A 20,137-nucleotide genomic window follows, 5' to 3' on the forward strand; every position below is an offset into this window, starting at 1 on the left:
GATGGGGAGATGGGGAGATGGGGAGATGGGGAGATGGGGAGATGGGGAGATGGGGAGATGGGGAGACGCGGGGACGCGGAGATGGGGAGATGGGGAGATGGGGAGACGCGGGGACGCGGAGATGGGGAGATGGGGAGATGGGGAGATGGGGAGATGGGGAGATGGGGAGATGGGGAGATGGGAAGACGCGGGGACGCGGAGACAATTAAGAATAATTTAATTACCTTTTCCCCAATGACTAATGACCAATGACTAATGACTAATGACCAATGACTAATGACCAATGACCAATGACCAATGACTAATGACTAATGATTAAATTACCCCAAGACGGTCTAAAGGCCAGAAGCGAAAGGTAGCGCGACCGATGAGATTTTTGCGTGGTAAAAAGCCCCAGTAGCGAGAGTCATTGCTATCGTTGCGGTTGTCTCCCATCACAAAAAATTCATTTTCTGGGACTGTTACGGGTGGGAATGGCTGATTTGGAGGTTCGGCGATGTAGTCTTCTGGTAAGGGTTGACCATTGAGGTAAACTTTACCCTGATTAACACTAATTACCTCTCCGGGCATACCAATTACCCGTTTGATAAAGGCTTGATTTTTTTCATATCCCCGACGTTGCAATTCTGGTGGTGAGGAAAAAACGACTATATCGCCAGTTTTGGGAAGGTGAAAACGATAGGATACTTTTTCTACTACCAAGCGATCGCCTGTGTGTAAGGTGGGGTACATTGATGCTGATGGGATTAACCGAGGTTCAGCGATAAATGTTCTAATCAGTAGTGCTAAGGTGAGTGCGATCGCAATTAACGTCAGATTTTCTTGCCAACCATGCCATGTTTTTGCGGATGTGGAAGTTTCTTTAATATTACTTTTGTCAGGATTCATAGTATTTTTCAGCAAGTTTAAATTTGGAACTACCTTGACTATTGTGACTCTAAATGTATATTTATTAGTACTTTTGGTTCTGTGCGAACCTTTACAAATAAATAATCTGAATATTAATTTATAGTTTCATTTATAGTTTCATTTATATTATCATCTAAATTTGATTCTACTTTAGCGGTAATTACTTCTGTAGGACGGAGAATTTTCTCACCCCAACGAAATCCGCGACGGACAATTTTAGTAATTGTTTGGTCTGGAACATCAGTTCTTTCTTCTCGATCTATGACTCGACACAAGTTAAAATCTGGTTCTGTACTTGTCAATTCTATAGGTAAAAGTTGGCGTTTTCCTAGTACACTGAGAAACTTACGGTTAACTGCGGCTATGGAACGGGGTAAGCGTTCTATAAATTCTGGACTGGGGTTGGGGTTATTTTCCAGATAGTCTAATAATGCTTCTAGTGCATCAGCAACTTCTAACAGTTCTAAAAATAAATCTTCAGTTTGGGCTGCGGTTTGAGTTTTTTGTTCTCTTAGAGATTGTTGCAAGACAACATTTTCTTTTCCGAGAATACCCAGTTTTTGGATGAGTAAATCGCGTAACTCTTGACTTAGAGGATAAGTTGGAGGTAATTCAGACACGGTTACGTTTGTTTAGATAACATAGCTAAGATTTTGTTAGCCCAAGTATTGACTTGAGGATGAGTATGATTACTCAACATTTGCGAAATGGCCTTCGCTCTTTGTAATTGTCCACCCATTTGATAGGCTTTAATCAACCACATTTGCGCTTGCAGATAGTTTTGACTATTGTGTTCTTTACAGCCTTGACAGTAGTCTTCTAGGTATTTGATCGCTTTGGGGTAGCGTCCTTCTCTACAGGCTGTCATGCCTTCGGTGAACAGTTCTGATAAGGGAATTGGTAAAGGTTCGCGTTCTAGGTTTTCTTGTTGGGTGGCTTGAGCGATCGCATGATCTAAATTATCAAATTCTGATAATAAAGTTAGTGACGGTGCTGTTTGTGTCAACGCCTCTAAATTACTATACTTGAAGCGCTTAATAGTTGGCAATATTGGACGCAAGTAGTCAGCAATTATTCTTTCTTCTGACTTCATTAAGCTTTTTTGCGCTTTAGCAATCACATCTACAGGATATTGCTTGCGCTTCATTGCTAAAGCTACAGCTTTGGTAATTTCGGCTTTTGATGCAGCTTGAGATATACCGAGAATATCGTAGGGATTACTTTTCATCATTCACCCTTTTTCAACACAATCTTAGGCTACGGTAAATTTCTTGGAATGCAGGTTCATCTGGGCAGATTTCATAAGCCCATCTTCCCAGATTAAGCATGGCTTCACCATCAGTTAAAGTATCATTTTTAATCCCATTAATTAATAAATCAATAAAAAGTTCGGCGACAATATAACGTACTCTATCATAGCGTGATTTTTTAGCGTTACTTACCATTTCTTCAAAACGATTTTGATGAAAAAGTTGCTCAATTGCTTCCAAATCTTGGTTAAATTCAACTTTTTCGATCATGCTGATGACAACAGGATTACTGTCATCAATATTTTTAATTTCTTGCAGTTTTTCTAAAGCTTTGACTGCGGTAATTTCTTCATTAATCAGTTGCTTTCTGATTTCTTCGGCTTTATATTCAGCTAAATAACTTTTAGCAGCATTACTGCTGAAAATATCATACCAAAACTGAGCAAATTTTAAATGTTCTGAAAATTCTGATATGGTTTGACGTTGCAAACTAAAAAGTCTATCGATTTCTTTTTGCCAATCTTGATTATCTTGAATTTCGGCTTTAGCATCTTGCAACGGTAGAATTGCTAATTGCCATTTTTGTTGCTGTAAGTAATAGCAACCTTGATAATAAGCCATGAAGTTAAAAGCAAATTGTTCGATTTCATTAGTAGGTGGAGTTGTCGGTTTGATTTCAATGGCTCTTTGACTATCACCTTCTAAACAAGCAGCTACAGCTAAACCCCAAGGGGTATAGAGAGAACGGAGAATTTTTTGACTAGAATGTATTTTATCTATGATAATATTTTGCCAGTGGGAACTAAATTTTTGATAACAGCCCGGAGTAATAAATACATCATTAACTTGCATTCCTGAATTTGCAGGTTCACCCATAAATCTGAGTGCAACTAACTCCCAACGGTAGTAATCGCGCAGATTTAAATAAGCTTCATAATTTTCAATATTGGTATTTTTGATATTATCAATTGCTGCTTCTAAACGGCGTTTTAATTCTAAAGATATGGAAGTAAAATCAACAGCTTTATTTCCCAGCCAAGGTACATCTTCAAGAGTTGGATCTGTTGTTAAATTTGCTATTGCAGTTGATAGAGAAATAATTAAATCTAATAATTTATCAGAGTTAGTTTGGGAATAATAATAAGTTGCTACTGTCCAATTGTGTAATGTCGTAATATTAGGATTAGCAATCCAGATATTTTTCATTCCATTAGCAATATTCGTCCAGTCCGAATCTTTCCAAACTGCGGCTTCTAAACTTGGTTGAATATGTTCTTGAAGATTAACTTCAACTACAGAATTAGCACCAAATTTTTGGATATATTCTGTACTGGCTATTTTAGCTGCTGCTAGATTTTCAGCTTTGACTAACTCTTCAATATTTTGTAAAGATAGTAAACGTTGATGTTGAGCAATGCGTTTAATAATTTCTCGTTGTTCTGTTATTGATACAGCAGATACATCTTGCCATTCTCGATAAGCTGATTGTAAATTTGCTTGTTGAGCTAGTGCAAACCCTCGCAGATAAGCGGCTTGTTGTCCTGATAAACCTTGTAAGTGAGATAGTGCATTTTCCCAATCTTGCATTTTAATTGCGACTAAACCTAAACGAATTTGGCAATCTGTAAAATCAGGTAAAAGGGATTTTGCATTTTCATACAAAGATTTAGCTGTTGGTAAATAACCGGCTTTTTCGGCTGCTAATCCTTGACGGAATAGTTCTCTACCTTGGACTATTGATTTGATATTTTTGAGTAAATTTATGCCGTCGGAACGAGGAAAGTTTGTCAAAGAAAAATCTAAAAGTGCGATCGCTCCCCGTAATCTGCCTTCAGATACTGCTTGCTTTGCTTTCTCTAGGGATGAGGTGTAAATTTCTTCTTGGTGAACTTGGATTTGGATATCTGAAATAGCTTGTTTTATTAAATCTGTAGAGTATAACTTTTCAGCTTCTTGATATGTGGTGAGTGCATTGATAAAATAGCGATTTTCTGCCTGTGATTGTGCTTGTTTTACCAACACTTGAAATTGTTCTCGCTTTTCCAGTTCCTGTTGGCTGTTTTGAATTGCTAATGATACCTGCTTATCGTGAAGAATTCGGTTATGAAGATGATAAAGTGCGATCGCACTAGATAAAGCTTGAGTTTCTAAAGGATCACCATGATCTCGTTGAAGAATCAATTGAGCTTGATGAGCTAAATTATCTGCTTGTGCAACTTGTTTACGCCAATCTTCTAATTGTTGTTCTAGCTTATCTACAAGATTACCGATGAATAATTTACCCAGCCAACGTTCCCAAAAAGCAGGTTTTTCTGCCCAAACAGCGAGTGCAGTTTGAGCAACGGTAATAGCTTCTCGCAGTTGCTTGTGTTGGGCGAGTTTTTCGGCTTTCTGACTGGTTTCCTTAATGCTGTCAAGAAGGCTCATTGATTCTTCTCCTGACAACTACGAGGAATCGTTAATTTTTCACCAGGATCTATATAGTAGTTTTCCCGTTTTTCTAATCGGGGATTAGCTTCAACTATAACTTCCCAAGTAATTCCTTTACGGCAGATTTTTTCAGCAATTAAACTGAGGCTATCTCCTGGTTTGACTGTGTAAGTAATTGATTTTTGTGGCTGTTTCAATGTCACCGATGAATTGACAGATGGTTTGGGAGTACTAACTATAGTTGAAGTAGGAGAAGATGATTTTAAAATCAAAAAACTGCCCCCAGCACCTAACCCAATACCTATCATTAACATTAGCAAAGCTACAGTCAAAGTCCATTTACTAAATTTGCTTTGTGAAAGCGGTTTTTCTAGTTGAGGTAAATCTTGAAGTGTGCGAATTAGGGAAAGATCAGTATCACAGTTGGGGCAAATATTACCCTCAATTTCTTGATAACTACACACAGGACAGTTGAGCTTGGTATTCATCGCGTCAGTCCTGTGATAATGCTATTAGTTGGTAAATCTTGATTTAGCCAATGTTGGACATCTGGTTGCAATTCACGCAACAAACGTTCGGCTTCGTTACTATCACCATTGGACATTGCTAAAAGTGTGCGGGAAAGTTTGTCAGACATCGCATTTGCTTGAGTTGGTGCGACTGGTTTGGCTTGTTGGATGGCGATAATACAAGCTTGAATTACCTGTACTTCTTCGGGTAGGTTGGTGAGTTCTCGTCTTGCTTCTTCGCTGTGATACTCCATTGCGGAGCGATTATTGGTGTTAATTGCAGATTCCAATTCTTGACTTAGTGTTTGCAATCGTTCTTGCTGGGGTTTGAGAATCATAAACCCACAAAGTCTGACTATGCGATCGCACTCATGCATCTGAGTTTCTGCTTCTAGGCGTTCTGGACACATAGAAACCTGGAATTTTTGCAAATTCTCCCCAGCCCGTAGACGTAAGTCGCTGCGTTCTTCTCCTGTGACAGGATTAATAATTTGATTAGTTAATTGCACCACTGGTACTGCTAACTTCAGCGCTTCTTCCACACCGAATATAGTCAGGTTTTGGTGATTGAGTTGAGCGATCGCATCTTCTAAATCTTGATATATTCTCTCATCGGAACGACCACGAGAAAAAGTACAACTAACTTTTACTGAAGGATCATTTTTCAAAGTCGCTGTCATTCGCAAATCGCTGTTCTTTTCATCCAACTCTAAATACACTGTAATTTCGGTTCCGGCTGGATACTTTTCATCTAAACCCAACCACATCTCCCCAATTCTTTCATAATTATTATTTTCATCTGGACTGAAAAACTGAAAATGAATTAACCGTTGTCCCTCAGCGATAGTTTTAAAAGTGTGGGATGTCCTTACGGGCAAAATATCACCCCGATTAATCACTTTTGTATACTTGCCATCTGCTAATTTAATGGCATAATCGCGGGATACTGTGGTGACTTTATCTGTTTGTCCAGCCGCTACAATTGCCGCACCTTCAGCCACTGCGTACATAGGCCGGGGATGCAAAACTACTTTATTAGCGCCAAAAGCCTGTTTGAGTTTGCTTTGTACCAAAGGAATTTGAGAAGAACCACCAACCAAAAGCACCACATCTACCATTTCCAAGTGATATTGAGCATACTCTAAAGCTTGGCGGCAAATTTGCAGCGAATTTTCCACCAAATCACTAATCATGATTTCAAATTGTTCGCGGGTGATTTTCACCTCAATGGGAATTGCAATTCCCAATTCATCAAATAATTGCGTAGAAGGCGCAATCATCGCCACGGTAAAACTACTTAATTCTACTTTTGCCCTTTCTACCGCTATCTTTAAATCAGCGTTAAACCTTACCCGTTGGTAGTAGGGCATTTTGGCGATTAATTCCTCAATATCGCCAATTCTTTCTTGTTGAGCAACTTGCTCTTTGACAAACTTCACTAGCCGGGAGTCGATGTCATCGCCACCCAACCATAAATCTCCTGCTTTCCCCTGTTCAATAAATGAAGTTCCGGCTGCGGTAATTACTGAAGCATCAAATGTCCCACCGCCAAAGTCATAAACTAAAATCGTCTTAACATCGTCGCTATTAGGTGAAAACCCGTAAGATATCGCTGCTGCTGTCGGTTCTGGTAGCAGTTCCAAGGGTGTTAGTCCGGCTTTAAGTGCGGCGGTGCGGGTAGCATAGCGCTGTTTATCGTTGAAATAAGCTGGAATAGTAATTACAGCTTGGTCGATTTTACCAATTCCTTGGCGATAAGCTTGGGCATTTTGCACCACTTTTTTGATAATTTCCGCTGAAATATCCTCTGGTTGATATTCTTGATTTCCTAACCACACCGCAATGCTGTTGTCTGTTCCCTGTGTCGGTTGGGAAATTTTGTAACCAAATTCTGATTTTTGCTTTTGAACTGCTGAATCACCAAAACCCCTACCCATCAAGCGTTTAATCGAAATAACCACGTTTTCGGGGTCATGGCGTAGCTGGTTGTAAGCTTGTTCTCCGACCAAAAATTTACCTTGGTCGTAAGCAACGACAGAACGCGTCAGTTTCCTCTCTGGAGGCGTGTTATCATTTGCTGTCACTACTTCCACTTCTGCCAACTTAAAAGCAGCGACAGAGTTAGTTGTCCCTAAATCAATTCCTATTGCCTTACCCATTGCTGATCTTCACCCTGCTGATAATGTCGATTTTTCTAATACTCTAGGCAGACTGCCACGTTATTATCCACATATTCAGGGCAGAAGCCAGCTATTTATTAAGATTAATACATATACAGCTAACAACCTACTATAGAAAATTTACGTAAATTTTATAGCTGTTTCCCTAATTTTACTAATATCATTTCTGTAGGGGTAAAGCGCATTGCCCATTAGTGTCAAACGTTATATATCTCGTTCCCAGTCTCTGACTGGTAATGTGATCACAGAGGCTCTGCCTCAAGCGGTTATTAAAGGCAGAGCCTTCTAGAATTTATTCCCATACAGAGTATGGGAACGATAAAACTAACTTTTAAGATTGGTTATTTAAACCTAATTATCGCTAAAACGTGATTATTTTCAAGTAATTATGCCTCCGGCAAACTACGTAACTGCTAAATCGTAGCCTGCTAGAGGCACTATTATATCCGCCCAAAAAATTTTAGATCGGCTCTAATCTAGAAAACCCATCAGAATTTCTGAATCATCAACAATATTTGGTGCTATTGGACGATTACCGAAGACTGAATAATTTTCAGAAACTACTATTGAACTGGAACCAATAGGACGAATACCAGACAGGTTAATACTACTAACGACTTGGAATGTGTTAGCACCGACGGGACGAATTCCCATAGCATTATAGGTGTCAACCACTTCCAAGTTACTCGTGCCAATAGGACGCAACCCAGCGATTGAGACTGTTTCTGCGACTTGTAAGCCACTGCTGCCAATGGGACGCTCTCCAGCAACTATAATTGTTCCCTGAGAACCTTCTTCTGTGTTTGAATTATTACTCTGGTTATTTTCTTCCACTGTTATGTCTCCTGTGAAGCTCAGGCGCTTGATAAATTAACACCTATGGCTTATTAAGTGAATTTTACAATAAGTAAGGAAAGATATATTTTTTCCTATATATGAGAGTGTAACCTTAAAAAACCTCCTTTAAAGATAAGTTTCTTTACAACTGATACATAAGTAAATGTAAAGAGTCAAATTTTGTTAAAAATTATTGCTAATAATTGCTTTAATTACCAATACTGTTTCACTTTTAGATTGATACAAATCAATAGACGAGGAAGGCGATTCATCTGTAGGTTTAAATTAAGTGAATTCATATACGGCAGATTGCAGGTAAATGCAGTAGAAAATTTCAACCAAAAATCAGGTATCAAGGGTATTTTCCTGCGAAATCCGCTGCTGAGTTCTCCCTATTTCCCCACATCCCCCCATCTCCGCGTCCCCGCGTCTCTCCATCCCCGCGTCCCCTACTGACTCAAGAATTCTGCTGTCAAACCCCACGGTAACAGATGGGGCAGCTACTATGGTAAAGGGTATCTTCAGCAAAACTGTATGACGGAATTTTGTCTTCAAGCTCCCTTTACTCCAACTGGCGATCAACCTCAAGCGATCGCACAACTTGTAGCCAGCATCCAAGCAGGTAATCGTTACCAAACTTTACTCGGTGCGACGGGAACTGGTAAGACTTTTTCCATCGCCGCAGTGATTGAGAAAATCGGGAAACCGACTTTAGTCTTGGCGCATAATAAAACCCTAGCCGCGCAGTTATGTAATGAATTACGGGAGTTCTTCCCCAACAACGCTGTTGAGTATTTTGTCAGCTATTACGACTATTATCAACCAGAAGCCTATATTCCTGTCACCGACACTTATATAGAAAAAACAGCGGCGATTAATGATGAGATAGATATGTTGCGACATTCCGCCACCCGTTCTCTATTTGAACGCAAGGATGTCATCGTTGTGGCTTCCATTAGCTGCATTTACGGCTTAGGAATGCCGGCAGAATACTTAAAAGCAGCCATCCCTTTTCAGATCGGTATGGAAGTTGATCAAAGGCAGATTTTGCGCGATTTGACATCTGTGCAGTATAGCCGCAACGATATAGAAATGGGCAGGGGAAAATTCCGCGTTCGAGGTGATGTTTTAGAAATTGGCCCCGCTTACGAAGATAGAATTATTCGCGTTGAATTTTTTGGTGATGAAATTGACGCAATTCGCTATATTGACCCTGTAACTGGGGAAATTCTCAGTAGTTTGCAAGCTGTAAATATTTACCCTGCACGTCACTTTGTCACTCCAGAAGAACGGTTAGAAGTTGCTTGTGAGGATATTTCCGCAGAATTAAAACAGCAAAAATTATTATTAGAAGAATCAGGAAAATTAGTAGAAGCACAACGCATAGACCAACGCACCCGTTACGACTTAGAAATGTTGCGGGAAGTCGGATATTGTAACGGTGTAGAAAACTATTCTCGTCATTTAGCAGGTAGACAAGCTGGAGAACCACCAGAATGTTTAATTGATTATTTTCCTAAAGATTGGTTATTAGTAATAGATGAATCTCACGTTACTGTTCCCCAAATTCGAGGGATGTATAACGGCGACCAAGCCCGGAAAAAAGTATTAATTGATCATGGTTTTCGCCTTCCCAGTGCGGCGGATAACCGTCCTTTAAAAGCAGAGGAATTTTGGCAAAAGCCTAATCAATGTATTTTTGTTTCTGCTACTCCTGGAAATTGGGAATTAGAAATTTCTGAAGATAATATAGTTGAGCAAGTAATTAGACCCACGGGAGTAGTTGACCCGGAAATTTTTGTCCGTCCCACTGAAGGACAAATTGATGATTTGTTAGGAGAAATAAAAGATAGAGTTGACCGCCACGAAAGAACGTTAATTACTACTTTAACTAAACGCATGGCGGAAGATTTAACTGAATATTTGGAAGACAAAGCGATTAAAGTCAGATATTTGCATTCTGAGATTAATTCAATTCAACGCATTGAGATTTTACAAGATTTACGCGAAGGTAAATTTGATGTGTTGGTTGGGGTAAACTTGCTGAGAGAAGGTTTGGATTTACCAGAAGTTTCTTTAGTTGCAATTATGGACGCAGATAAAGAAGGTTTCTTACGTGCGGAACGTTCTTTAATTCAAACCATTGGCCGCGCAGCACGTCATATTCGCGGAAAAGCAATCATGTATGCTGATAATTTAACACAGAGCATGATTAAAGCTATTGAGGAAACCGACCGCAGAAGGGGTATTCAAATAGCACATAATAAAATGCACGGAATTACACCGCGACCAATTGTGAAAAAATCAGGTAATGCAATTTTGTCGTTTTTAGATGTATCTCGGCGGTTAAATTCAGGTGATTTAAAGGTGGTGGATGAACATTTAGATGAATTATCGTTAGAAGATATTCCAGAGTTAATTACTTTGTTAGAAAAACAGATGAAGGAAGCAGCGAAAAAGATGGAATTTGAAGATGCTGCAAAATTGCGCGATCGCATTAAGCATCTTCGAGATAAAATGTTGGGTAGATAACAGGAAAAAATTAACTAAATCTTATGCTAACTAACATTCGTCAAATTACCGTTACAGAATATCACCAAATGGCGGAAACGGGAATATTTCACCCAATAGATAAAACTTTATGACGTTAATACTTGTCTTGTGTCACTAGCTGTGCGGTTATAGAATTCTTCTTTTTCACTATCTGTAATATAACCTGTTAGCACTGCCTGATTTATAATTTTCCCTAGCAAATTCTTGAGCATTTTTATGACATCATATTTTTCCACCAGAAAATTTTGTTCTGAGACTGAATAACCGTAATTTTTCCATATAAAATTCATATTTAGAGAATCTATAGGTTCTAAATATATGACTATCGAACTTTCAGGAAAGCTTAATTCAATTTTTTGATTACTCAAAAGTTGAGATATTTTTTCTGGTAGTTCATCCAAAATAAGAATAATATCAGGATCTAAAAAAAGTTCTTGTTTTTTGTCTCCCATCTCTAGTAATACTTTTTGATTATGCTCAAAACAAAAACGTCTTAGTCCCATTTCTAAATGAGAAAGTTCTCCCAATGTATCTTCAGGAGGTAGAAACCAATTTTCACAACAACGTTCAGTTAATTGAATAGAAAATTTTTGTGTACTATTCACTTTTGTCACTCCTATTTAATGATGTCAAAATATAGCTATCTGGTACAGGATATGCAGAGTTAAGGGTTCCATCATCATTTCTTTGTACAAATGCACGAGTTACATTTTCCGTTAGAGTTCCATTTGGGTGATAAACCCTACCAATAGGACGTTTAAAATCTATAATGTATCTACCAGGATACTTAGGTAAGCTGTTGTGCTTTTACCCAGTCATCAGCATTTAACCATTGACCTTGGTTTTTATTTTTACTCGCCATTCTTCCCCTTAACTGCTCTGGTGTTAGTTTCGGTCCATGATGACGTTCAATATGATCATAGGCTTTGGTTGATTTAAAGTTGTCCCATTGTGGTTCTGCTCCTTTCCCTGTCCACTCATACCCGCTTCCTACTTCTATATTAGGATTAGTTATTTCCAATTGCACAACTTCCACAAGTTGATAATCATCTTGAGAAGCTCTATCTTTTTGACTCAAACTGCTCGATTCCCCTACTTTAGTATTTTATCAAAACCATCCTCGCACATTCTTATGCACCACCGCTAAATACCACATATAATCATCAATCTTATAATTATCAGCAGCCTTAACAATATACTCTTGCGCTAATTCAATATTATCCTCAGCTTCGTAATACAGACCTAAATAAAGATGACTGTAAAAATTACCCTTTACTCCTTGCAACTTCCCAACATTTAACACATCATCAGTTGTACAATTTCCTGCAAATAAATCATAGACAGAGCGCATAATTTGTCTGGAGTCATTTTTCACAGGTAAGAGAGAATTACGCGCTTCTGTCACACCTGATAAACGAGCAATACAAAGATATCGCCAAACTGTTTCTTCCACATCTTGAGAATTTACAGTTAAATCTCTTTCAAACTGTTTTGCACCATCAGCAAATCTTTGGGCATAATAATAAGATAAACCCCGTTGCCAAAGATAGGGTGTGATTCTAGAATCTAACTTTTCTGCGGTGTCAAAATCTTGAATTGATTCCTCAATTTTAGCCAGTTTAAAGTAAAACATCCCTCGCTGAATGTAAGCATTAGGATTATTTGGTTGATTACGAATAATTTCGTTCCAGCGTTGAAGTTGATTCTCTAGAGAATTGGTAGAAAACATGATTTGTGAAATTGAAAAATCTTATTTTGTGAAGTAGGAATATAAAGAACTACTAACTCGACGGAGCAGAACAAGCAACACGAAAACCGTGATTGAAATCCTTGCAAGTCGCAACGTAACTAACGCGATACGCAGAACGGCAGTAGACAGGACGGTAAGACCAAGAACCTCCGCGCAGCAGACGACGAGGGTGATTATCACTTCCACTCAATCGCGCACTACCATCAATTGGCGCACCTATATAATTATCATACCAACCATCTTCGCACCATTCCCATACATTACCATGCATATCATGTAAACCGAAAGCATTAGCGGGAAAAGTTCCTACATTTGTAGTTTCTTTGCGGTTAACACCTTTTGCGCCATTATTATAAACATATTCACCATTGTAATTTGCTAAATTAGTGCTAATGGTAGTGCCAAAATAAAACGGTGTATTTGTACCTGCGCGACAAGCATATTCCCATTCTGCTTCACTGGGTAAGCGATATAATTTACCTGTTTTCCGTGATAATCTCGCGCAAAACTCCTGTGCTTCATACCATGATATCTGTTCTGCTGGTCGGTTAGCACCTTTAAAATGAGATGGGTCTGGGTTTAAATCTATTTTAACTTTTGGTAAACTAGAAACGGCTTTCCATTGTGCTTGGGTGACAGTAAATTTTCCCATAAAAAAAGGTTTAATAGTCACTGGATGTTGAGGACTTCCCCTATCCGTGCTTTCCAGTTCATTTTCTGGCGAACCCATGAAAAAATTACCACCAGGAATTGCAACTAATTCTAAAATTATGCCATTTTCTAATTCTTCTAAAAATAAAGCTGCTGTTTTCCTAAGGCGCTGAATTTCCCACTTTATTCCTAAACCAAAAAATCCAGGTTTTAAAATTAATTTTGCTGTCTCAAACTCAAATAAGCTAGTTTTAAAATTGGATGAAGATCGGGCATTATCACTCAATTTATTTGCTAGAGGTTCCTGTCTATTTCGATCTTCAGTTTTATAATTTTCCTCTGTTTTTGAAACTAGTTGCTGATTTTGAGGAAATTTTTTGGCTTCTTGTCTCTGACGTTCATACTCTGCCTCTTTTAAAGCCAGAACTTTTTTTTCTATAACAGATATATATTCATTTTTTAACCCTAAATACTGACGATATTCTTGCAGGTATTTAATCATCTCTGCACTAAAAGGATATTCTTGATTAACAGCAGCGGTAAATATTTGTTCATACTTTTTTAACTTGCGTTCTTGTTCTTGATGCAGTTTTTGTTGATGAAGTTGAGACTCGCGATAGGGTTGTAAAACTTCTGCTCTAATTTCCCGTGCTTCGAGTTCAGATAAACCTAACTCAATTCTTTTTAGTTCCAATACTTTCAACGCCACAACAGAAAAATCTCCCTGACTTTGTTGAGCGCGACTAGCCACTTCCTGAAAATATATATTTCTGGGAGGATTAACAATAACTGGGGGTGCTGGAATTGCTGAAGGTACAGAAGAAGTGAATTTTTTTAAATCATCCAAAGCCGTTTGAGCATTGGCATAGCGTAAACTATAGTGACGACGCACCATTTTTGTGAGTACTTCCGCTAAATTATCACTTAGCTGAATTTCTTGTTTCCATTCTAACTCTCCTGTTTCCGGGTTTTCTTCGAGACTTTGCGGGCTTAAGCCTGTTAATGCTTGAATAGCGGTTATCCCCACGGCATAAATATCACTTTGAAAAACCGTTTTTCCTCTAGCTTGTTCTGATGGCATATAACCATAAGTACCTGCCACAATGGAACTTTGCGGATTACCACGACTATTCACGATTTGGGAAGCCATTTCCTTGACTATACCAAAGTCAATTAGACATACTTTGCCATCTTGCTGTCGCCGAATCAGATTTGGCGGTTTGATATCGCGGTGAATAACCCCTTGCTGGTGGACAAAAGCTAAAACTTCTAAAACATCCTGTAATAATTTAGTAACATAACCTTCACTCAGCGGCTTACCCCGCAGAATTTCTTTGTCTAAACACCGTCCCTGAATAAATTCTTGCACTATATAGAATTTTTGGTTTTCCTCAAAGTACGCTAGTAGGTGAGGAATTTGGGGATGTGTACCCAACATTTCTAATATTCTCGCTTCTTTTTCAAAAAAATTGGCAATGCGAGTATTGAAATGGTGTTGAGGTAGAAGTTCCTTCACCACACATATAGGTTTACTGGGTTTTTGGGTGTCTGTAGCTTTATAGGTAATGCCAAAACCACCAGTTCCTAAGACTTCGATCATCTCATAACGTCCACCTAGTAGCATAGTCTAATTGCACCTGAAAACCGATACAGAGGAAATATATACAGCTTAATCTAGTATAAGCCTTAATAAGTACAATACTCTTATTAAGTTCTAGAAAATTTAGAGGATGTTTTCAAAGTATTTTATTTAGATATCAAATTGCTGGAAACCTAACCCCCAACCCTTTCCCTACCAGGTAATGGGAGTAAGAATCAAAGCTTCGCTCTCTGTGGGAGATACCCTAGGGAAAGCTGCTTCGCGTCTATGGAGAAGGGTTTCTAGTAAACTTGGCGATTTTTAAAACATCCTCTAAGGGAACACCAAAAAATAAATTACCCAAAACCAAAACAAAAACAAAAATTATAGGGTGGGTGAGCGCAGCGTAACCCACCATTATTCCTGATATTTTATTTTTTGGGTGGAGTAAAACCAAATATAGAAAAAATCCAGTGATACCATTCTTGATGAGTAGTCACAAAAGTTAAAGCTGATTCCAAATCTACATCTAAATCTTTGTTATAAATACTGATAATGAGATCATAAATCAAATCAAAGAGAATTCTATCTTTTTTATTGAATAAAATAAAATTCCCATTAGCACTATTTTCTAGTTGTTTGATTCTTTCCTTGCCTACCTTACCAGTAATCTCTGGTTGACGTTCATCTCTAATTAAATCAAATTTACTTTGAGGATTATTAATAACTAATTCATTGAAATTATTAATACGACTCGTAAATGGAGTTCCACTAATTTCTAGAAAAGCAATTACATGATGTTTCTGCCCATGTTCTATGACAATATGTTCTGGTAATACCCTTTTACCTAAACGATATTGTGTTAATTTAAATGACTGGATGTGAGTTAAAGCTTCAGCAATATTCCTCAATTTACCAATATCATCACCATCACTAATAATCGCTGCATTATGATATTTTTGTTCCAACTCTGTTCCATGTTCATTTAAATATTCAATCACCGGATTTGGAGGAATAGCAGTTTCACCGAATAAATAGGGTGCTAATTGATCCTGTAAGTTACTGAAATCAATAGAATTAGATGTTTGTATAGCTTGAATTAGTTGACTCAAAACTTCTATTGATGTCTGTTGTTGTTGCTGTAGAAATTTTAATTGCTGTTCTATTTTTTCATTACTATCTAATTCACGGATGGGTTTTCTTTCATCTGGTAAAGGAATACCATTAACTCTATAGTCATAGTATTTAGCCGCACGATTTAAAGCAGCACGAATAGGTTGTTTTCCTAAAATATCCTCTAAATCTTCAGGGGAAAATAGCTGTTCTAAGGTAATATCTACAGATTGCATTTTCACCTTGAGAATAGATTTAACTTCCACTTCTGTAGGTTGACGTAAAGAAACTTGATATTGACCTACTCGTCCAATAATAGATTGATCAAATGTTGTTTGAAACTTTTCCCACCTGTCAGGAAATAAATTCAATATAATTAAACTATTCGGAACATGGGTAAAAATTTCTTTAATTGCTTCTCCAAAATTTAACAAAATTTCTTGATTATGAGAAAGTCCTAAACCTTCTAATTGATCAAAAATAATAATTAAAGGTTCATCGAGAGTAGATAATTTACCTAAAACTGAAATAGCTTCTAGAGAAAAAGCTTCTTTACTAATTTCCTCTCCCCAATTTGGTAAACTAATTTTTTCGGCTTCTTCGTCAGTTAAAATATTTCCTGCTAACCAGCGAGTGATGACATTTCTATATTTATAATCTGTATAGCTGCAATATTTAACCATTCCTTTAATGATAGATAAAGCAAAACTTCCGGCAGCATAATTGCTTATCCACCATTCATTAATAGTTTTTTCTATGTATTGCCAATATTCCCGTTTACGTTGAGTATTTTCTTTACCCAGAGCATTAATACTATTATCTTCTAAATCATATAAAGCTTTGATAATCTCTATGTCTTTTTGTTTAACTTCTCTATCATTCAGACTAACTATTTTGCGAAAGCTGTTAATAATTAAAGAGTCTAATTGAGGTAAATTTACTGCTTTTTCAACTAGGGATTCTAAAATTCTACTGTAGATATGATAAAGTACAGATTGAGCATTATTTGGTTGACGAATAAACAGTAATCTATTACTGGATAATCTCTCATTGGCAAGTCGCATCATTAAATGAGTTTTACCAGTACCTGGTTCTCCAATCACCACTACACCTTTACTCTGATGATTAGAATCTGATTTGATGCTATTTAAAGCAGTTTGTAAAATCTGGAATTCTCGATGATAAGTATCAAGATAATCTGGATGATGTTGGAAAGGAGTATCAACTCGACTGCTACTAAATGGATTAGGTTTTTGTTTGAGATTTTCTAACATAATTTTCCTATAAAGATGGTATGTAAAAGTGGCATCATAGCGAGCAGTATGTGCCATATTAGGAAGAAAATATTGATTATTAGCTCGAAGATTAAAATATTTACTCAAATACTCTAAAGAATAACTTTCTAAATCTGGAAAACAGTTTTTAGCTAGAATCCAGGTACAATCAAATTGTAAATTTTCCCAAGCTAAACCAACTTGTCGAAAACTACGTTTGAGGATATCAATATCATGTTCTGCATAGTGACAGATGATTTTTTTATCTTCAACAATAGTCAGAAATTCCGTTAATAATGTTTTCAGACTTTTGAGATTTAAGACATTTTCAAAACCATGAGAATTACCATCACAAAAACCTTCATAAATTACCACACCTTGACTATTAACAATAGCTAATTCACTTAAATTTGGGTTGCCTTCAGTATCTAAGATAACAAAGTCCATATTAGTCACTTTCTAAGTAGATTATCGTAATGCCTGTGATAATTAAATCATAAACTGTAAAAGACTGAAAAGTGTTTTAGACAAAAATTGCCCTCTAGATAGAAGCGACTACTGGCAAAATTCGTTACCTTGAAGCTAGTGGATCAAAAATCAGGAAAACGCCAGTGGTTCCCCTTAAAGACAACAATCCTACAGAAATTACGCCCTATGTGACTTATGGGCTAATTGCTGCCAATGTCCTCGCTTTTCTTTATGAAGCTAGTCTTCCTCCCCAAGCATTAAATGGGTTTTTACATCTTGCGGCTGTAGTACCAAAGGAACTTACTTTAAGCTTTGCAGGAATTTCTGTTCATCAACCAGTGCCAGAATGGGCAACTTTAATTACTTCCCAGTTTCTGCACGGTGGTTTTTTGCACCTAGCTGGAAATATGTTATTTCTTTGGGTTTTTGGTAACAATGTCGAAGATAAATTAGGTCATTTTAAATATTTACTTTTTTACTTATCTTGCGGTGTTTTAGCATCATTAACCCAATGGTACTTTTCTCAAAACTCTAACATTCCTTCGTTGGGTGCGAGTGGAGCCATAGCTGGTGTAATGGGTGCATACATTTTCCGTTTTCCCAACGTTGAAATTCTTGGTGTGGTTCCTCTAGGTATTTTCTTCCCTACCTTTCGTGTTCCTGCATATTTCTTTTTAGGATTTTGGTTTCTCCAACAAGCTTTTTACGGAGTCGCTACGATAGAAGCACCTACCAACATCGGCATGGAGGGTGGCGGAATCGCTTATTGGGCCCATGCCGGTGGTTTTATTTTTGGGGCGATTCTGGGGCCAATTTTAGGTTTGTTTAGCGATAGATCTCAGGAAGAATCTTTTTAAAGTTGGATTTAACTCGTTGCTTGGGTCATTCCCAAGAATTTTTGTGTTTGTGCGGTGATACCAAATAAGCTATCTGCATGACAGAATATTTCCCAAGCGCGAACTCCCATAAAACCAATACCTGCAACTGCCAAGGGAATTGCTGCTGCGCCTAAAAGTGCCGCAATTGGCGGAAATATCATGCAGATTGCTAAAAGAATTCCTGTAATTACACCACCAGAAATGCCAGCTTTGGCGGTAGCGATGGCGACTTTCTGCACTAACTCCTGCTGTGTAATTTTCCCTTCAACCCATAATAATGAGTTTTCCAATATGGAGAATACTAACTCAATTACTGCGGCGGCAACTGCTCCTTTGATAACTGCGCCAACTACCTCTGCAACTGCTGCTTTAAATGCTGCATCAGCCAAAACCTGCTTGGCAACTGCTAGTTCTTCTGGAGTCATATCCACACCACCACGGGCGCGATTAACCCAAAATTGCTCAAAAATGCCGTTAGTAGCTTCGCTTCCGCCACCATTGACATGAGCTTGAATATGGCTCCAGTCTTTATCTTGACAAAATTCACGAATTGCCTCTGGGCCTTGAGCGCGAATTTGTGCCGGAATGCTTTCAAATACTTTCGCTGCTTCTTGAATATTTCGCATTCCACCGCGCACACCAGCCCGTGCAAATTTGAGTTGCAAACTTGCTGGCAAGTTCTCAAACCGGATATTGTTGGCTATTTTGAAAGCTTCCTGAGTAGCAATTATACCAGCACTAGCTATGGAACTGGGCGCTGCTTGAGCAAAATCGACGATCTGAGTTGTAGTTTCTTGAACTTTAGAAATGGCTTGGTTAGCCAAATTTTGAGTATCGGTAACTGCTGCTTGCACCTTAGCGGTTAGCGATTCAAGAGGATTTCGGTTGATTTCCATATTTTAGATTTTAGTTAAATTTGCATACTTAGATTATCGGTCTATTAACCCTCATCTGGCAAGTTCAAAAAACAACTGGAGATAGAGATGGCTACAGTACATACACGGAATTATTTTCACTTTTTCGCTGACCAATTTCCAGCTAGTCAGGCTATATTGCAATTAATAGATCATGAGAAAAAACGCCTGTGTTTCCTCTTTACGACGAAAACCCAACGCGAATCACTCCGTATTTCACTTACGGATTGATTGGCATGAATATTGTCATTTTCCTGCATGAAGTAAGTTTGTCTAGTGGACAATTGGAGCAGTTTTTTCAGCTATATGCCTTAATACCACGAGAGTTCACAAACAACTTAGCTGGGGAGTGGACAACGTTATTTACTTCACAATTTTTACATGGTGGTTGGTGGCATCTCATATCCAATATGCTCTATCTATGGATATTTGGTAACAATATTGAAGAACGCTTAGGACATTTTAAATATCTAATTTTTTATCTGTTTTGTGGTGCTTCTGCTGCCTTATGTCAATGGTTTATTGGCATGAATTCTGCTATTCCTTCTTTGGGGGCGAGTGGTGCAATTGCTGGGGTTTTAGGTGCTTATCTTCTTTGGTTTCCTCAAGCGAAAATTAAAACCTTAGTTTTTTTGGGGTTTTTCGTCACTATCATCAATGTTCCCGCAGTGGTAATGATTGGTCTTTTCTTTATTCAAAATCTCATTTCTGGTTTTGCCAGTTTGCAAGCATCTGCCAATATGAGTGTAGAAACTGGGGGAGTTGCTTACTGGGCGCACATCGGCGGCTTTGTGTTCGGGATGATTTTTGCCCCTCTGTTTAGGTTGTTTCAGGGTGAGTAG

17 protein-coding genes are annotated in these 20,137 nt (G+C 38.0%); 4 read left to right on the top strand and 13 right to left on the bottom strand.

Annotated features, from left to right (window positions below):
• Window position 1: 1 nt before the first annotated feature.
• Window positions 2-220 carry an isopentenyl pyrophosphate isomerase gene (locus H6G59_RS18885; RefSeq protein ID WP_190717116.1) on the top strand — a complete coding sequence of 73 codons (219 nt, stop codon included), beginning with the start codon at window positions 2-4 and terminating at the stop codon, window positions 218-220.
• 95 nt (window positions 221-315) lie between these two features.
• Here H6G59_RS18885 and lepB read toward each other — a convergent pair whose 3' ends face one another.
• The 7 genes from lepB to H6G59_RS18920 all read right to left on the bottom strand — a co-directional run bounded on the left by lepB (window position 316) and on the right by H6G59_RS18920 (window position 8,112).
• On the bottom strand, window positions 316-888 hold the full coding sequence (gene lepB / locus H6G59_RS18890) for a signal peptidase I (protein ID WP_190717118.1): 573 nt from the start codon (window positions 886-888) through the stop codon (window positions 316-318).
• Window positions 889-1,001: 113 nt separating this feature from the next.
• Window positions 1,002-1,529: a nucleotide exchange factor GrpE gene (locus H6G59_RS18895; RefSeq protein ID WP_190717120.1), complete on the bottom strand. Its 528-nt coding sequence runs from the start codon at window positions 1,527-1,529 to the stop codon at window positions 1,002-1,004.
• Between the two features lie 2 nt (window positions 1,530-1,531).
• On the bottom strand, window positions 1,532-2,140 hold the full coding sequence (locus H6G59_RS18900) for a molecular chaperone DnaJ (protein ID WP_242038919.1): 609 nt from the start codon (window positions 2,138-2,140) through the stop codon (window positions 1,532-1,534).
• A 10-nt stretch (window positions 2,141-2,150) separates the two neighbouring features.
• Window positions 2,151-4,586 carry a tetratricopeptide repeat protein gene (locus H6G59_RS18905; RefSeq protein WP_190717122.1) on the bottom strand — a complete coding sequence of 812 codons (2,436 nt, stop codon included), beginning with the start codon at window positions 4,584-4,586 and terminating at the stop codon, window positions 2,151-2,153.
• The gene (locus H6G59_RS18910) at window positions 4,583-5,077 is read right to left on the bottom strand and encodes a LysM peptidoglycan-binding domain-containing protein (protein WP_190717124.1); all 495 of its coding nucleotides are present in this window, start codon (window positions 5,075-5,077) and stop codon (window positions 4,583-4,585) included. The genes H6G59_RS18905 and H6G59_RS18910 overlap by 4 nt, the downstream gene beginning before the upstream one ends.
• Window positions 5,074-7,257, bottom strand: coding sequence for an Hsp70 family protein (locus H6G59_RS18915; RefSeq protein ID WP_190717126.1), 2,184 nt, complete (start codon window positions 7,255-7,257; stop codon window positions 5,074-5,076). The genes H6G59_RS18910 and H6G59_RS18915 overlap by 4 nt, the downstream gene beginning before the upstream one ends.
• 492 nt (window positions 7,258-7,749) lie before the next feature.
• On the bottom strand, window positions 7,750-8,112 hold the full coding sequence (locus tag H6G59_RS18920; RefSeq protein ID WP_190717129.1) for a hypothetical protein: 363 nt from the start codon (window positions 8,110-8,112) through the stop codon (window positions 7,750-7,752).
• A gap of 537 nt (window positions 8,113-8,649) precedes the next feature.
• Here H6G59_RS18920 and uvrB point away from each other — a divergent pair.
• The gene (uvrB, locus tag H6G59_RS18925) at window positions 8,650-10,647 is read left to right on the top strand and encodes an excinuclease ABC subunit UvrB (protein WP_190717130.1); all 1,998 of its coding nucleotides are present in this window, start codon (window positions 8,650-8,652) and stop codon (window positions 10,645-10,647) included.
• Between the two features lie 107 nt (window positions 10,648-10,754).
• Here the strand turns inward: uvrB and H6G59_RS18930 are convergent, their stop codons facing one another.
• The 5 genes from H6G59_RS18930 to H6G59_RS18950 form a co-directional block, all read right to left on the bottom strand.
• Complete coding sequence (locus tag H6G59_RS18930) at window positions 10,755-11,273, bottom strand: hypothetical protein (RefSeq protein WP_190717132.1); 519 nt, start codon at window positions 11,271-11,273, stop codon at window positions 10,755-10,757.
• A gap of 182 nt (window positions 11,274-11,455) precedes the next feature.
• Window positions 11,456-11,746 (bottom strand): hypothetical protein, encoded by a 291-nt coding sequence (locus tag H6G59_RS18935; protein ID WP_190717134.1) that lies wholly within the window; start codon window positions 11,744-11,746, stop codon window positions 11,456-11,458.
• A gap of 30 nt (window positions 11,747-11,776) precedes the next feature.
• On the bottom strand, window positions 11,777-12,397 hold the full coding sequence (locus tag H6G59_RS18940; protein WP_190717137.1) for a tetratricopeptide repeat protein: 621 nt from the start codon (window positions 12,395-12,397) through the stop codon (window positions 11,777-11,779).
• 52 nt (window positions 12,398-12,449) lie between these two features.
• A complete protein-coding gene (locus H6G59_RS18945; protein ID WP_190717140.1) occupies window positions 12,450-14,693 on the bottom strand; it encodes a bifunctional serine/threonine-protein kinase/formylglycine-generating enzyme family protein in 2,244 nt (747 codons plus the stop codon).
• A gap of 386 nt (window positions 14,694-15,079) precedes the next feature.
• Entirely contained in the window at window positions 15,080-17,482 is a 2,403-nt protein-coding gene (locus H6G59_RS18950) for an exonuclease domain-containing protein (RefSeq protein ID WP_190717142.1), read from the bottom strand.
• 164 nt (window positions 17,483-17,646) lie between these two features.
• Between H6G59_RS18950 and H6G59_RS18955 the strand changes: the two genes are divergently transcribed.
• Window positions 17,647-18,360 carry a rhomboid family intramembrane serine protease gene (locus H6G59_RS18955; protein WP_190717143.1) on the top strand — a complete coding sequence of 238 codons (714 nt, stop codon included), beginning with the start codon at window positions 17,647-17,649 and terminating at the stop codon, window positions 18,358-18,360.
• An 8-nt stretch (window positions 18,361-18,368) separates the two neighbouring features.
• Here H6G59_RS18955 and H6G59_RS18960 read toward each other — a convergent pair whose 3' ends face one another.
• A complete protein-coding gene (locus H6G59_RS18960; protein WP_190717145.1) occupies window positions 18,369-19,277 on the bottom strand; it encodes a hypothetical protein in 909 nt (302 codons plus the stop codon).
• A gap of 188 nt (window positions 19,278-19,465) precedes the next feature.
• On the opposite strand from H6G59_RS18960, the gene H6G59_RS18965 reads away from it, so the two are divergent.
• Window positions 19,466-20,137, top strand: a complete 672-nt coding sequence (locus H6G59_RS18965) for a rhomboid family intramembrane serine protease (protein WP_190717147.1) — start codon at window positions 19,466-19,468, stop codon at window positions 20,135-20,137.

The sequence above is a fragment of the Anabaena lutea FACHB-196 genome (assembly GCF_014698305.1).
Classification (GTDB): domain Bacteria; phylum Cyanobacteriota; class Cyanobacteriia; order Cyanobacteriales; family Nostocaceae; genus Anabaena; species Anabaena lutea.

What these genes read in the sequence shown, in the direction of transcription:
- H6G59_RS18905 (WP_190717122.1), bottom strand. Translation starts at nt 4,586, where the DNA reads ATGAGCCTTCTTGACAGCATTAAGGAAACCAGTCAGAAAGCCGAAAAA.
- H6G59_RS18885 (WP_190717116.1), top strand. Translation starts at nt 2, where the DNA reads ATGGGGAGATGGGGAGATGGGGAGATGGGGAGATGGGGAGATGGGGAG.
- lepB (WP_190717118.1), bottom strand. Translation starts at nt 888, where the DNA reads ATGAATCCTGACAAAAGTAATATTAAAGAAACTTCCACATCCGCAAAA.
- H6G59_RS18940 (WP_190717137.1), bottom strand. Translation starts at nt 12,397, where the DNA reads ATGTTTTCTACCAATTCTCTAGAGAATCAACTTCAACGCTGGAACGAA.
- H6G59_RS18915 (WP_190717126.1), bottom strand. Translation starts at nt 7,257, where the DNA reads ATGGGTAAGGCAATAGGAATTGATTTAGGGACAACTAACTCTGTCGCT.
- H6G59_RS18900 (WP_242038919.1), bottom strand. Translation starts at nt 2,140, where the DNA reads ATGATGAAAAGTAATCCCTACGATATTCTCGGTATATCTCAAGCTGCA.
- uvrB (WP_190717130.1), top strand. Translation starts at nt 8,650, where the DNA reads ATGACGGAATTTTGTCTTCAAGCTCCCTTTACTCCAACTGGCGATCAA.
- H6G59_RS18945 (WP_190717140.1), bottom strand. Translation starts at nt 14,693, where the DNA reads ATGCTACTAGGTGGACGTTATGAGATGATCGAAGTCTTAGGAACTGGT.
- H6G59_RS18910 (WP_190717124.1), bottom strand. Translation starts at nt 5,077, where the DNA reads ATGAATACCAAGCTCAACTGTCCTGTGTGTAGTTATCAAGAAATTGAG.
- H6G59_RS18950 (WP_190717142.1), bottom strand. Translation starts at nt 17,482, where the DNA reads ATGGACTTTGTTATCTTAGATACTGAAGGCAACCCAAATTTAAGTGAA.
- H6G59_RS18960 (WP_190717145.1), bottom strand. Translation starts at nt 19,277, where the DNA reads ATGGAAATCAACCGAAATCCTCTTGAATCGCTAACCGCTAAGGTGCAA.